Annotated in this window: 12 protein-coding genes and 1 other annotated feature; of the genes, 8 read left to right on the top strand and 4 right to left on the bottom strand. The window is 55.8% G+C overall.

The features are described 5' to 3' along the window. Positions 1–40 precede the first annotated feature (40 nt). The 3 genes from DWZ54_RS01925 to DWZ54_RS01915 all read left to right on the top strand — a co-directional run bounded on the left by DWZ54_RS01925 (position 41) and on the right by DWZ54_RS01915 (position 4,996). Complete coding sequence (locus tag DWZ54_RS01925; RefSeq protein WP_118474276.1) at positions 41–1,360, top strand: S-layer homology domain-containing protein; 1,320 nt, start codon at positions 41–43, stop codon at positions 1,358–1,360. A gap of 69 nt (positions 1,361–1,429) precedes the next feature. Next, positions 1,430–3,268 carry a bifunctional UDP-sugar hydrolase/5'-nucleotidase gene (locus DWZ54_RS01920; RefSeq protein ID WP_118474275.1) on the top strand — a complete coding sequence of 613 codons (1,839 nt, stop codon included), beginning with the start codon at positions 1,430–1,432 and terminating at the stop codon, positions 3,266–3,268. 54 nt (positions 3,269–3,322) lie between these two features. Continuing rightward, the gene (locus DWZ54_RS01915) at positions 3,323–4,996 is read left to right on the top strand and encodes a bifunctional UDP-sugar hydrolase/5'-nucleotidase (protein ID WP_118474274.1); all 1,674 of its coding nucleotides are present in this window, start codon (positions 3,323–3,325) and stop codon (positions 4,994–4,996) included. Positions 4,997–5,089: 93 nt separating this feature from the next. Here DWZ54_RS01915 and DWZ54_RS01910 read toward each other — a convergent pair whose 3' ends face one another. From DWZ54_RS01910 to DWZ54_RS01900, 3 genes are read right to left on the bottom strand one after another with little or no spacing between them, the layout of a single operon-like run. Beyond that, the gene (locus DWZ54_RS01910) at positions 5,090–5,929 is read right to left on the bottom strand and encodes a MetQ/NlpA family ABC transporter substrate-binding protein (protein ID WP_118014559.1); all 840 of its coding nucleotides are present in this window, start codon (positions 5,927–5,929) and stop codon (positions 5,090–5,092) included. Between the two features lie 17 nt (positions 5,930–5,946). Next, entirely contained in the window at positions 5,947–6,600 is a 654-nt protein-coding gene (locus DWZ54_RS01905; protein WP_118014561.1) for a methionine ABC transporter permease, read from the bottom strand. Further along, complete coding sequence (locus tag DWZ54_RS01900) at positions 6,569–7,630, bottom strand: methionine ABC transporter ATP-binding protein (protein WP_118474273.1); 1,062 nt, start codon at positions 7,628–7,630, stop codon at positions 6,569–6,571. The genes DWZ54_RS01905 and DWZ54_RS01900 overlap by 32 nt, the downstream gene beginning before the upstream one ends. Before the next feature lie 257 nt (positions 7,631–7,887). Here DWZ54_RS01900 and DWZ54_RS01895 point away from each other — a divergent pair, with 257 nt between their 5' ends. The 5 genes from DWZ54_RS01895 to DWZ54_RS01875 all read left to right on the top strand — a co-directional run bounded on the left by DWZ54_RS01895 (position 7,888) and on the right by DWZ54_RS01875 (position 11,351). Then, complete coding sequence (locus DWZ54_RS01895) at positions 7,888–8,457, top strand: DUF3793 family protein (protein ID WP_118474272.1); 570 nt, start codon at positions 7,888–7,890, stop codon at positions 8,455–8,457. A 27-nt stretch (positions 8,458–8,484) separates the two neighbouring features. Continuing rightward, entirely contained in the window at positions 8,485–8,916 is a 432-nt protein-coding gene (locus DWZ54_RS01890) for a flavodoxin (RefSeq protein ID WP_118474271.1), read from the top strand. 188 nt (positions 8,917–9,104) lie between these two features. Continuing rightward, entirely contained in the window at positions 9,105–9,902 is a 798-nt protein-coding gene (locus DWZ54_RS01885; RefSeq protein ID WP_118474270.1) for a basic amino acid ABC transporter substrate-binding protein, read from the top strand. A gap of 27 nt (positions 9,903–9,929) precedes the next feature. Continuing rightward, the gene (gene mmuM, locus DWZ54_RS01880; protein WP_118474269.1) at positions 9,930–10,868 is read left to right on the top strand and encodes a homocysteine S-methyltransferase; all 939 of its coding nucleotides are present in this window, start codon (positions 9,930–9,932) and stop codon (positions 10,866–10,868) included. An 18-nt stretch (positions 10,869–10,886) separates the two neighbouring features. After that, on the top strand, positions 10,887–11,351 hold the full coding sequence (locus DWZ54_RS01875) for a YhcH/YjgK/YiaL family protein (protein ID WP_118474268.1): 465 nt from the start codon (positions 10,887–10,889) through the stop codon (positions 11,349–11,351). A gap of 134 nt (positions 11,352–11,485) precedes the next feature. Here DWZ54_RS01875 and DWZ54_RS01870 read toward each other — a convergent pair whose 3' ends face one another. After that, the gene (locus DWZ54_RS01870; protein WP_118474267.1) at positions 11,486–12,838 is read right to left on the bottom strand and encodes an MFS transporter; all 1,353 of its coding nucleotides are present in this window, start codon (positions 12,836–12,838) and stop codon (positions 11,486–11,488) included. Between the two features lie 66 nt (positions 12,839–12,904). Then, positions 12,905–13,163 (bottom strand) — a binding site (T-box leader). Between the last annotated feature and the right edge of the window lie 229 nt (positions 13,164–13,392).

Raw genomic sequence — 13,392 nt, 5'->3', positions numbered from 1 at the left:
TTTGCGGAAGATATTGTTCAGTAGGAATGGAGAGAGAAACATGAAGAAATCCATCGTATCTGCATTGACCACGGCTCTGGTAGTCGGCGCCGCTTCGACGACGTTTGCTGCTGCCAACCCGTTCAGTGATGTACCGTCTGACCATTGGGCTTACGATGCCGTGACGACGCTCGCGAAAGACGGCGTCATCGAGGGTTACGGCGACACGACCTTCAAGGGCAATCAGAACATCACGCGTTACGAGATGGCCCAGATGGTTGCCAAGGCCATGGCCAAGCAGGATGTATCGGCTGGCGATAAGGCACTGATCGAGAAACTCGCAGCAGAGTTCGCTGATGAGCTCAACAATCTCGGCGTGCGCGTGGCGAAGCTCGAGAAAAATGCCGATAAGGTCAAATGGGGCGGCATGCTGCGTTACGATTACGGCAGCGTCCGCTACGACAAGGCTCCGGTGGATCTTTACATCAACGGTCAGAAAACGCATGATATAGGCGCCCTTAAGACACGTGATAACTCGAACGGCTACACCTTCCGCTTGACGCCGTCGGCTGAAATCAACAAGAACTGGAAGCTCAAGTCGCGCATCGATGCCTACGGTGACCTGACGAAGGATACGGCGGGCACACTTGGTCTCAAGCGCATCTGGGCAGAAGGCAAGTATGGCAATGCCACGTACCGCTTCGGCCGTATGCCGGTCGGTATTGATATGGACATCATGTTCGATACGCAGTTCTCTGGTGCACAAGCTGAGTTCGGCAACAAGGCCCTGACGACGACAATCAATGCTGGCCGCTTTAATCTTAAGAGCGGCAATCAGTACTATCTGTACGGCCTGGCCCAGAATGGCAAAGCAGATGATGCAGCGAATTATCAGGCCATTGGCTTCAAGGGCTGGCTTGGCAAGCTCAACTACGGCACAGCTTACCATCACCTTAATAGCAATGTCTTTACAAAGATGATTGGTTACGGCGCTGACAATGATGACATGAATACCTGGACGGCCAAGGGCACGTACCACTTCTCGAAGAACATCGCGCTGCAGGGCAACTACGGTCATAACTTTGGTGCAGACGATTATAACACGTCCTGGAGTGCCGTTATCGGTTATAAGGAGTTTGAGAACTTCGACGCGACGAATGCCGGCCAGTGGGGCTTCTCCGTCGCTTACCGCAACATCGGCCAGAACGTAGGCCCGACGCCGACGTATACGAGCGATGCTGGCACGAAGGGCTGGGCACTGAGTCTGCTCGGCAACATCATGCCGCATACGTACACCTGGCTCCAGTACGCGCAGGGCAAGACGCTCATCGGCAACGAGAACTACAAAGAGCTCTTCGGCCGTGTTGAGTGGCAGTTCTAAGCAATCTCGGGATACATAAGGAAAAGCGGCTGCTTCCGGCAGCCGCCTTTTCTGGAATAGGAGTACATCATGAAATTCAAACACAAGGGCAAACGGTATCTTTTGGGCTGCTTGGCAGCCGCCATGTCCCTCTCCTTTACATCAGCCGTGGCCTTTGCCTCGGCACCTTCGGCGGATACCGTAATGGTCACGGTCCTCGGCACATCGGATGTCCATGGCCGCTTCATGCCATGGGATTACGCAACGGATACGGAGGACCGCTCGGGCAGCCTGACGCAGATCAGTACGGCCGTTAAGGAAATCCGCCAGGAAAATCCGAATGTCATCCTCGTCGATGCGGGTGATGCCATCCAGGATAACAGTGTTGAGCAGTTCAACAAGGCGCCGCATCAGCCGATGGTCGTCGCGATGAATGCGATGGGCTACGATGTCTGGGAGATGGGCAACCATGAGTTCAACTTCGGCTTCGATGTGCTGCGCCATGTGACGAAACAGTTCAAGGGGCAGGCACTCTGCGGCAATGTCTACTGGGAGAATGGCCGCCGCTATCTGCCGGCCACGAAAGTCATCACGAAAGACGGCGTGCGCATCGGCATCGTCGGTATGGATACGCCGATGATCGCGGAATTTGAGAAGGATTCCGATCACCTCAAGGGTGTTGTTGTCAAGGACCCGGTGACGGAGACGAAGAAGGCCATCGAGGAGCTTCAGGGCAAGGCCGATGTCATCATCGGCGTCATCCACATGGGCGTGGCCAATGAGAACGAGCGCCCTGACACGGGCGTGACGGACCTCGCCAATGCCTGCCCGGAACTTGCGGCCATCGTCGCCGGCCACATGCACCAGAATGTCAATGCCAAGACGGTAAACGGCGTCCTGATCTCAGAGCCGTACAAATACGGCCGCGCACTTACGCGCATCGACCTGACCTTCAAGAAACAGGATGGCCGCTACGTGCTTACGGATAAGAAAGCACAGACCATCCCGATGGCAAAATATGCCGATGATCAGGAACTCGTCAAGAAGCTCGCGCCGTATCATGCCGAGGCCCGCAAGGCGGCCAATGAGGTCATCGGCGAGGCTGTCGGCATGAACATGGTACCGCCGGATTCGATGCCGGGCATCAGTGAGGTGCAGATTGGCGATACGCCGCTGACGCATTTCCTGCAGGAGGTACAGCTCCATTACAGCGGCGCCGATGTGACCTCGCTGATCATCAGCCGCGACGACGCTCAGCAGCTCGTCGGCCCCATCCGCCGCAAGAACATCGCCTTCAATTATCAGTACACGGGCGGTGAGACGACGGTTTACGAGGTGACGGGCAAGGATCTCAAGGATTACATGGAATGGGCAGCCGCTTATTTCAACCAGAAGCAGCCCGGCGATATTGCACCGAGCTACAATCCGGTGCGCCGCGCCTCGAAGTACAGTACGAATGATATGTTCGGCGGTGTCACGTACACCGTGGACCTGACGAAGCCGGCAGGCGAACGCATCACGGACCTGCGCCTCAAGAAGACGGGCAAGGTCATCGCCGATGGCGACAAGATCAAGCTTGGCATGAATGCCTATCGCATGAACCAGCTCATCGCGAAGGGCGGCGCGCTTGAAGGCCGCCAGTTCCCGCAGGTCTGGACGTCGCTTGAAGCCTTCGGCGAGACAGAAGGCACGATCCGCAACATGACGGCACGCTATATCCGCGAGGTCAAGCAGGGCAGGGTCGAGGTCCAGCCGGTCGACGACTGGCATGTGACGGGCTTTGACAAGGATTCGGCCGATTACAAGAAGGCAGCAGAACTCCTCAAGGCCGGCAAGATTTCCCTGCATAACTCCGCCGATGGCAAATATACGAATATCGCTTCCATCAACCAGAAGGATCTTGAGAACGCCGCTTCATCGACCAAGTGATGACGGCCTCTCCTGAAGTTCCACACATAAGGATATAAGGAAAGGAAACACGTTATGAAAACAAAACGCTCTTTGAAGGTCATGGTACTCGCAGCCCTGACAGCAGCTCTTTCAGCCGGTACGGCTTTTGCTGGCGACCTGACGGTTTTCTCGACCTCCGATGTACACGGCAGTGTCATCGGCTGGAACTACTTCAAGGCACAGCCTGCTGATGTGGGCCTGGCCAAGATCAGCACGATCATCAATGAGGCACGCGCGCAGAAGGGCAAGGACGACGCAATCCTCTGCATCGATGGCGGTGATATCCTGCAGGGCACGCCGCTTGATACGTACATGGTCCAGCACCCGGATGAGTGGAAGGCTGGCCAGCATCCGATGTTTGTCGCGTTCAACCAGATTGGCTACGATGCCATTGAGCTCGGCAACCATGAGTTCAATTTCGGCCTCGACTATCTCAAGAAGGCAATCGGCAAGAACAAGAACGTGCTCGGTGCCAACGTCATCGACGATAAGACGGGCAAGACCTGGAGCGGCGTTCGCCCGTATCTCATCAAGACGGTCAAGATTGATGGCGAGAACGTCAAGGTAGGCATCGTCGGCACGGATACGCCGGCCATCCCGAACTTTGAGGCTCCAGCGCATTTTGCTGGTGTCCACTTCGAGGATCAGGTGCCGGTTATGCAGAAGTACGTCAAGGAACTCAAGGACAAGGGTGCGGATATCATCATCGGTGTCACGCACTCCGGCGTCCCGCGCGGTGACCGCAACTCCGCGGAGAACCAGGTCGTCGCAATCGCCGAGGCCTGCCCGGATCTCGATCTCCTCATCTGTGCCCATAATCATGTTGTCATCGACAATAAATCCGGCGTAAAGGGACCGGATGGAACAGTGTATGCCGATGCGGTCATCAACGGTGTGCCGGTCGTCGAATCCGGCAAGGACGGCAAATTCGTCGGCAAGAGCAATCTGACGATCCACAAGGTCGATGGCAAGTGGAAGGTCGAGAAGGTTACGACGCAGGCCATTTCCGTCAAGGGCGTAAAGGATGACCCGGCCATCGTCAAGCAGGTAAAGCCATGGCATGAGAAGACCCTGCAGTCCCTGCAGCAGATCATCGGTGAGGCGACGGATACCTTTGCCGGCGCAGAGTCGAATCATCAGGATTCGGCCATCGTCGACTTTGTCAACGACGTGCAGCGCCATTATGCCGGCACGCAGCTCTCGGCCAGTGCTTCCTTGAATACGAGCCAGGATATCGATAAAGGGCCCATCACGCTGCAGGAGATTTCCGGCCTCTACATCTACGAGAACTACTTGTTCGGCATCGAGATCAACGGCGCCGAGCTGCGCAAGTACATGGAGCATGCCGCTTCGTTCTACGGCACGAGCCCCGATTACAACTACGATATGGTCCAGGGCATCGACTACACGATCGATTTGAATCAGCCGGTCGGCCACCGCATCACGAAGCTCCAGTATCAGGGCAGGGATGTCAAGGACAGCGATACGTTCACGATGGCCATCAACGATTACCGCATGAACGGCGGCAGCGGTTACATGGCAGCCATGGGCTACACGGATGGCCGCAAGCCGAAGGTGGTATTCGACTCCATGAAGCTCTACGGCGATGATGGCCAGGTTCGCAGCCTGATCACGCGCTACATCCAGGAAAAGGGTACGATCACGCCGGTTGTCGATCACAACTGGAATGTCATCCCGAAGAAATAATCAGCCCCCTCTAAAATCCTATATAAAGCCGTTCTTGGCAAGCAAAAGGCCCGTCCTCACCGGACGGGCCTTTGCTGTATGCTGATTTGCGGCTCAGAAAGCCGGAACGACAGCACCTTTGTATTTGTTGTTGATGAAATCCTTGATTTCCTGGCTGTGCAGGACCTTAATGAGAGCCTGGATTTCCGGACGGTTCTCGTCACCTTCGCGTACGGCGATGATGTTGACGTACGGGCTCGTGCTGTCCTCGATGAAGAGGGAATCCTTCGTCGGATCGAGCGGAATCTGCATTGCGAAGTTGGAGTTGATGACGGCAGCGTCGACATCTTCAAGCGTACGCGGCACCTGGGCAGCTTCGACTTCCTGGAACTTGAAGTTCTTCGGGTTCTCGGCAATATCCTGCAGCGTTGCCTTCTCGTTGACGCCGTCCTTGAGCTTCAGCAGGCCGGCCTTCTGGAGCAGCAGCAGTGCGCGGCCGCCGTTCGTCGGGTCGTTCGGAATGGAGATCGTAGCGCCATCCTTGAGATCCTTGAGGTCTTTGACCTTCTTGGAGTAGATGCCCATCGGCTCGATGTGGATGCCGCCGGCATTCACGAGCTTGACATCCTTATGCTCTTCCATGAAGTTCTTGAGATATGGCTCGTGCTGGAAGAAGTTGGCGTCGAGCTCCTTGTCGTTGAGGGCGAGGTTCGGCTGGACATAGTCGTTGAATTCGACGATATCGAGCGTGATGCCTTCCTTCTCAAGCAGCGGCTTGGCAGCTTCGAGAATTTCGGCATGCGGGACGGCCGTGGCGCCGACCTTCAGCGTCTTGGCACCGCTTGACTGAGCAGCACCCGACGAAGAGGACGACGAAGACTGGCTGCCGCCGCAGCCGGCGAATGCCAGCGTCGCAACGACGAGCGCAGCGATGAGTGCGAGTACTTTTTTCATATGGATTTCCTCCTTTTTTATCTCTTGTCCAGGCGTTTGGCAAGCGTGTTGCCGACGAACTGGACGAGCTGGACGAGTACGATGAGGATGATGACGGTGGCCAGCATGATTTCCGGGCGGAATCGCTGATAGCCGTAACGGATGGCGAGGTCGCCGAGGCCGCCGCCGCCGACAGCGCCAGCCATGGCCGATTCGCCGACGAGGCTGATGATGACGGTCGTGAGCTGTGCGACAATCGAGGACATCGATTCGGGTAGCAATACCTTCCAGATGATCTGAGCCGGCGTCGCACCCATGGACTGAGCAGCCTCAATCAGGCCGAACGGCACTTCCTTGAGACTCGTTTCCACCTGGCGCCCGATGAACGGGATGGCCGCGATGACAAGCGGTACCATGGCCGCCGTGGTGCCGATGGCCGTGCCGACGAGCAGTCGCGTGAACGGGATGATGGCGACGAGCAGGATGATGAACGGGATGGAGCGGACGGCATTGACGACGGCTCCGACCGTGCGGTTGAGCACCGGGGACTCGAGAATCTGTCCCTTGCTCGTCGTATGCAGCAGCACGCCGAGCGGCACGCCGATGACCGTGGCGACGATCATGGAGACGACGACCATGTAGACCGTCTCGCCGAGTGCCTTACTCAGCAGTGGAATCATGTCTGCGGACATAACCGATCACCTCCTCCTTGAGATCTTTGCTGCGCAGGTAGGCGATGGCTTCGCTGACCTTTGCCTCAGGCCCCGTGACACCGATGATCATGCGTCCGAACGGCGTATTCTTGATCTGGTCGAGATTGCCGAAGAGCATCGTGACCTCGATTTCCGGGAATTTGCGGATCATGCCCGCGAGTACCGGATCGTCGGCTGATTCACCGATGAAGGTCAGACGCAGCAGCAGGTAAGCGCCGGGGACTGGCACCTTTGAGATGGCACCGCCGCGGAAGGCCGTCGGCAGTTCGTTTGAGAGCAGCACGCTGATGAATTCCTTCGTGATGGGCTGCTGCGGGTTCGTGAAGACTTCAAGCACCGTGCCCTGCTCGGCGATGACACCGTTCTCGATGACGGCGACCTTATCGCAGATATCCTTGATGACCTGCATTTCATGCGTGATGACGACGACTGTCAGCGAGAGCTTGCGGTTGATGCTCTGGATGAGTTCGAGAATGGAACGCGTCGTCTGCGGGTCAAGGGCGCTCGTGGCCTCGTCGCAGAGCAGCACCTTCGGCTCGCTCGCAAGTGCTCTGGCGATGCCCACGCGCTGCTTCTGGCCGCCCGAGAGCTGAGACGGATACTGATGGGCTTTGTCGGCAAGTCCGACGAGCTCCAGCAGGGGCTCCACCTTCTTGCGGATTTCTGCTTCCGGCGTGTGCGACAAGCGCAGCGGGAACGCGATGTTGTCGTAAACCGTGGATGTGCTCAGCAGATTGAAATGCTGGAAGATCATGCCGATGTTCTTGCGAGCCTTGCGCAGCTCCTTATCGCTCATGGCAGTCATGTCCTGTCCATCCACGATGACCTTGCCGGCCGTCGGGCGTTCCAGCATGTTGATGCAGCGGATCAGGGTGGACTTGCCTGCACCGCTGAGGCCGATGATACCGTATATCTCACCGCGCTCGATTGTCAGGTCGATGCCCTTGAGGGCTTTTACCGGGCCTGAGGGGCTGTCGTACGTTTTTTCGATATGAGACAGCTGAATCATATAGCGCCTTACCTCCTAATCATAGTACTTTTATATGTTTTGATACTAGCATATGTAGAATGGCTTGTCAATAACAGGCTGGCACATTCCATACACCATATGAAACATTATATCATCAAATGTCTTCGACTCCTAGACACCTGTCACACATTCCTGAAAAATTTCTCGCGATATATTGCAAATGAGAATTAATTGCAATATAATACGAACAGGGAAAATCCTGGCTGATGATTGGCTTTTGTTGAGGAGGGATCATTTTGGGGCGGAAAGGATTCGAGCAGCTGCTCGGCTTTCATGCAGCACCGTTGTTTGTCGGCATCAAGGCAGCCTGTCTGCTGTCGTTTCGCCGCAGCGCTTTTGAGGACTTCGATGCTTTGCTGGCCGAGTATGAACCGTGCCTGAACTGCAAGGGCATTGAGGTCTTCCGCGTGGTGGAGGGGGAGGAATTCGTGCTCCTGCTGTTCTATCGCCCGGCTGTGCTATGGCGGCGGCTGCAGGATGAAGCGGCCTGGGCCGTGCTCGCGCAGTACGGCTATACCCGTGAGAGCAGCCTTCAAGGCTGTCTCGAACATCTGCAGGCCCGCATGCGCCTGCAAAAATCTTTTCCGCATGAAATCGGGCTCTTTCTCGACTACCCGGTCGAAGATGTTGTAGGATTTATCACATACAAGGGAAAAAATTTTTGTTATAGTGGCTATTGGAAGGTTTACGCGAATGAACAGGAAACGAGAGCGCTCTTTGCGCGTTACGCCCGCTGCAGCGAGGAATTCTGTTTCCGCCTTGAGCAGGGGTGTGCATTTCCGGATCTCGTGCAGGCCATTTCGTAGAAAATAGTCAAAACAGGAGGTTTTACCATGAGCAAAGTAGCAGTCATCTATTGGAGCGGTACGGGCAATACGGAGGAAATGGCGCAGTCTGTCAAGGCTGGTGCAGAGAAAGCCGGTGCTGCGGTGGATCTTTTTGAGGTCGAATCGTTCCCGGCAGAGAAGTTCGGCGAATACGACGGCTTCCTGTTCGGCTGTCCGGCGATGGGCGATGAGGTTCTTGAAGAAGGTTCCTATGAGCCGTTCTTTGCATCCGTCGAAGATAAGCTCTCTGGCATTCCCGTCGGCCTGTTCGGCTCCTACGGCTGGGGCGGTGGTGCCTGGATGGAGGAGTGGGCCGAGCGCACGCGCGGCGACGGTGCCAAACTCGTAGGCGACGGCCTGGCCGTTGAGAATTCTCCTTCCGACGAAGATCTCGCCAATTGCGAAGCCCTCGGCCAATCCCTCGTCGCAGCTCTTTAAACTGCATATGCTATTTCTAAAAAGTCCCTGCAAATGTTCGCAGGGACTTTTTTTAGAACATAAATAGGATGGATTTAGAATATACAGGAAAACATATTGACAAAGTATACTTTTGTAAGGTAGACTGATCGTAAGTGTTTACATAGTTACATGATTATTGACGATAGAAACGGGAAGGTGCGTGCGATATGAAACGATGGTTTGCTTTGCTGGGGTTGTTGCTCCTCGCGGGGGGCTTGGTGGCGGGGTGCGGCGGTAATGCGGGGTCGGATGCGTCTTCCGGCAAGCAGGTTCTGCGCGTGGGCATGGATGCGAGCTATCCGCCGTTTGGCTCACAGGATCAGGACACGCAGGATTACGTCGGCTACGATGTCGACATCATCCGCGCCATCGGTGAGGAGGAAGGCTTTGAGGTCCAGATCAGCAACCGTTCCTTCGATGGCCTGATCCCGGCTCTGCAGTCACATGATATCGATGTGGCCATCAATGATATCACGATCACGGACGAACGACGTCAGAATGTCGATTTTTCGAAGCGTTACTACATCGCCGGCCTCGGTGCTGTGGTCAAGGCGGACAACGATACGATCCATATGGCCAAGGACCTCGAGGGCAAGACGCTCGGCGTTTCCATTGGTTCGACCGGTGAGGAGGCTGCCCGCAAGATTCCGGGAGCGAATGTCCGCGTGTTCAATGCCATCAATGAGGCCTTTCTCGAGGTGCAGAACGGCGGCGTTGATGCCGTCATCAACGATATCCCGACGAATGAATACTATGTCAGCCATACGGGTGGGCAGGGAGTGCGCACGGCAGAACTCGCCCTGACGCGCGAGGATCTCGGCATTGCCGTACTCAAGGGCAATGCGGAATTGCTCAACAAGATTGATGATGGTCTGGCCAAGATCAAAAAGAACGGCAAATTCACGGAAATCTACAAGAAATGGTTCGGCAAGGAGCCGCCGGCCGAACTGCTTCAGGATGAATGACGATAGGTGGGGAAGGAGATGGGACGAATGAATGTGCTTGAATCGTATCTGCAGAAGTATCCTCTGATCGTGCTTGATGGTGCTTTTGGTACGGAGCTCGCGCGGCGCGGCTTCGACACGAATGATGCGCTCTGGTCGGCCAAGGCACTGTTTGAGCAGCCTGAGCTCGTCCGGGATGTCCATTACGATTACTATGCGGCCGGCGCCGACGTCTCGACGAGTGCGAGCTATCAGGCGACGGTCGAAGGCTTTGAGAAGAAGGGCTTCACGCGTGAGCAGGCAAAGGAGCTCATCGTGCGCTCCGTACAGCTCGTGCAGCAGGCGCGGGACATTTTCCTGCAGACGCAGCCTGTAGGCAAGGATCGCCCGCGGCCGCTCGCGGCTGCTTCCGTCGGCCCTTACGGGGCTTATCTGGCCGATGGCTCGGAGTATCGCGGCGATTACCGCGTGAGCCGTGCGGAACTCGCTGACTTTCATGCCGAGCGGCTGAGCTTGCTCGTCGGGGCCAAGCCCGATATCCTTGCCGTTGAGACAATGCCGCTGCTCGAAGAAGCCCTCGCCGTGCTCGATGACCTCAAGCATCATCCGGAAGCCGGTGCCTGGGTATCCTTCTCCTGTGCCGATGAAATGCATACGTGCGGCGGCGATGATGTGGCGGATTGTGCGCGGCTGCTCGACAAGAACCCGCAGGTGGCTGCCATCGGTGTCAACTGCACGGCGCCGCAGTATGTGGCATCGCTGGTCAAACGCATCCACGCGCATACGGCCAAGCCTGTTGTCGTCTATCCGAATACGGGTGAGACGTACGATGCCGTGACCAAGACCTGGCACGGCAGCGAGGTGCCGTATCACGGCTATGTGCGCCAGTGGTACGAGGCCGGCGCGCGCCTCATTGGCGGCTGCTGCCGCACGACGCCGGACGACATCCGCGGCATTGCGGCCCTGCGTCAGCATCTGTTAAAATGAGGTGGGAGGATTGATAGCATGATTTTTTCATCAATCGGTGTAAATAAGAGAAGCGTTGCCTTTCCAGCGGCCATCGAGAAGGCTCTTGACTATCTGAAAGCCCATGACTTCACGAAGATGGAGCCGGGCGTCTATGAGATTCAGGGCAAGGACATCTATGCACAGGTCTTCGATGCAGAGACGAAGCCCGTTGAGGAGCAGCGCCCCGAAGTTCATGAGAAGTTCGTTGATGTGCAGTTTCTGGCTTCCGGACAGGAGAAGCTGGGCTTCACGCCGGATACGGGCAATTACGAAGTGGCAGAGCGTTTTGATGAACGCGACCTGATCTTCTACAAGGAAGTGGAGAACGAGAGCTTCATCGAGGCTCGCCCCGGCTGCTTCAGCATTTTCTTCCCCGAGGATGTACATCGTCCGGCCTGCGCATCGGGCAAGCCGATGACAGTCCGCAAGGTCGTCGTTAAAGTCAATAAGAATCTGTTATAAGGATTCTAAAAAAAATAATACGATACCCCTCAGACAGGACAGTAATATAAACTGCCCTGTTTGAGGGGTATTATTATGCCGTGCCGTATAGAAAAAGCGGCTCACCTGTCAGGTGAACCGCAAGTTCATAAGGATTATGCCTCGGCTTCGAGTTTGGCGTTTTCAGCCTGTACCTTTTCGGCAGTGAAGACATCCTTGCGCTGGCCGTTGAGCTTGTACTGGATAGTCAGTACGAGCAGGCCGGAGATGAGCATTGCCGCACCCATGATGTAGTAGCCGGCAGCGAAGGAACCCGTGTTGACCTTGACCCAAGCCATCATGTTCGGTCCGACCCAGCCGCCGAGATTGCCGCAGGAATTGATGAGAGCGACGGAACCAGCAGCCGCAGGACCCGTGAGGAACGTCGTCGGGATCGTCCACCAGACGCCCATGGCGGCGTGGATGCCGATAGCGGAGAGGCAGACGAGTGCGAGTGCGACAGGCAGGCTCTGAGCGAACGGGGAGAGGCCAAGGCCGATAGCACCGACAAAGAGTGTGCCGGCTACATGCCAGACCTTATCGCCCGTCTTCGTAGCTGTCTTGCTGATGATGAGCTGCACGATGAGAGCCGCCGTCATCGGGATGGCGATTGCACCGCCGAGCAGGGACGTGGAGAGGCCGGAGAGTTCCTTGAGAACGGTCGGCATCCAGAAGTAGAAGCCCCAGAAACCAACGACCCAGAGGAAATAGATGAGGCAGAGCTTGAGGACTTTCGGATCATGGAAGGCCTGGAGAACCGTGTATTTCTTGCGGGCCTGCATGGCAGCCTGTTCTTTCTTGAAGTTGTCCGTCAGATATTCCTTTTCAGCATCCGTGAGCCAGCCAACCTGGTCCGGACGATCCTTGACGCAGAAGAAGAAGAAAATAGCGAAGGCGAGAGCCGGGATGGCTTCGAGGATGAAGAGTTCCTGCCAGCCGTGCATGCCGAAGAAGGAGCTTTCAAGCAGTACGCCGGCAAGCGGTGCACCGATGATGTTCGAGAGCAGCAGCGACGTCAGCATGAGACTCGTGGCGCGCGCTCTTTCACCTGCCGTGAACCAGCGCGGGAAGAGCACCGAGTAGATGACGGGGTAGAGGCTGGCTTCCGAGGCGCCAAGCAGGAAACGGCAGAGGAAGAATTGGAACTCCGTCGTCACGAAGGCCATGAAGATGCAGACAAGTCCCCAGGTGAACATGATGCGCGAGATCCACTTCGTAGCGGAGAAATGTGACGCCACAAGTGAGCCAGGAATCTCGAAAATCAGATAGCCGACGAAGAAGATGCCGGCACCCATGCCGAAGACTTCCGGCGTGATCCACGGCAGATCGGCCGTCATCGTGAGCTTGGCATACGCAAGATTGACGCGGTCGATGCAGGCGATGATCGAGACGAGGAAGACCGGCAGGACGATGCGCCAGTCACGTGCCCGTTTTAGTCGTGCGAAATCAACGTTTGCTGCGTGTTCCATAATGATACCTCCAGGGAAAATAGAAAGAATAAAAGCTTTTGCTGAAAATAAAAAATCCGTCCCTTTGAAAGGGACGGATTTGATTTCCGCGTTACCACCCAAGTTCCGTGCAAAAGCACGACGCTCTAACGTACTCAGGTATTCGATTCACGACGTACCATCATACGCGGCTCCTGTAACGGGGAGCAGTCGTGGCCGCTTACTTTTGGTTCAGCGCCATACCTCGAGGATGATTTTCGGCTTCCTGCTCATCTCCGGCTTTCACCATACCCGGCTCGCTATGCATCAGCGTGGGAAACTTACTCTTTCCTGTCATCGGCTGTTTTCGATGTAAGGACTGTTGTTCTTGATTACGTGTCCTATCATAACGCTGCCATGTAAACTTGTCAACACCTTTTTTGTTTTTCTCGAATATTTGTCTATGATGCGAATCTGACTGTATGCAAATGGGATTGCTGGCATGGTAATGTATTCGATTTTGATCGTTCGTATTGAATTTGCATCGGAAAATCGAAAGAGAAAATCTGATTTCTGCGCGATGGGAGAAGATTTTG

Origin of the sequence: Mitsuokella sp. AF33-22, from assembly GCF_003475755.1 — a bacterium.
GTDB lineage: Bacteria > Bacillota > Negativicutes > Selenomonadales > Selenomonadaceae > Mitsuokella.
This window is presented reverse-complemented; position numbering and strand designations above follow the sequence as displayed.

Excerpts from the sequence above, each read along its gene's own strand:
- DWZ54_RS01890 (WP_118474271.1), top strand. The coding sequence starts at position 8,485 with ATGAGCAAAGTAGCAGTCATCTATTGGAGCGGTACGGGCAATACGGAG.
- DWZ54_RS01870 (WP_118474267.1), bottom strand. The coding sequence starts at position 12,838 with ATGGAACACGCAGCAAACGTTGATTTCGCACGACTAAAACGGGCACGT.
- DWZ54_RS01915 (WP_118474274.1), top strand. The coding sequence starts at position 3,323 with ATGAAAACAAAACGCTCTTTGAAGGTCATGGTACTCGCAGCCCTGACA.
- DWZ54_RS01900 (WP_118474273.1), bottom strand. The coding sequence starts at position 7,630 with ATGATTCAGCTGTCTCATATCGAAAAAACGTACGACAGCCCCTCAGGC.
- DWZ54_RS01905 (WP_118014561.1), bottom strand. The coding sequence starts at position 6,600 with ATGTCCGCAGACATGATTCCACTGCTGAGTAAGGCACTCGGCGAGACG.
- DWZ54_RS01925 (WP_118474276.1), top strand. The coding sequence starts at position 41 with ATGAAGAAATCCATCGTATCTGCATTGACCACGGCTCTGGTAGTCGGC.
- DWZ54_RS01910 (WP_118014559.1), bottom strand. The coding sequence starts at position 5,929 with ATGAAAAAAGTACTCGCACTCATCGCTGCGCTCGTCGTTGCGACGCTG.
- DWZ54_RS01875 (WP_118474268.1), top strand. The coding sequence starts at position 10,887 with ATGATTTTTTCATCAATCGGTGTAAATAAGAGAAGCGTTGCCTTTCCA.
- DWZ54_RS01920 (WP_118474275.1), top strand. The coding sequence starts at position 1,430 with ATGAAATTCAAACACAAGGGCAAACGGTATCTTTTGGGCTGCTTGGCA.
- mmuM (WP_118474269.1), top strand. The coding sequence starts at position 9,930 with ATGAATGTGCTTGAATCGTATCTGCAGAAGTATCCTCTGATCGTGCTT.
- DWZ54_RS01885 (WP_118474270.1), top strand. The coding sequence starts at position 9,105 with ATGAAACGATGGTTTGCTTTGCTGGGGTTGTTGCTCCTCGCGGGGGGC.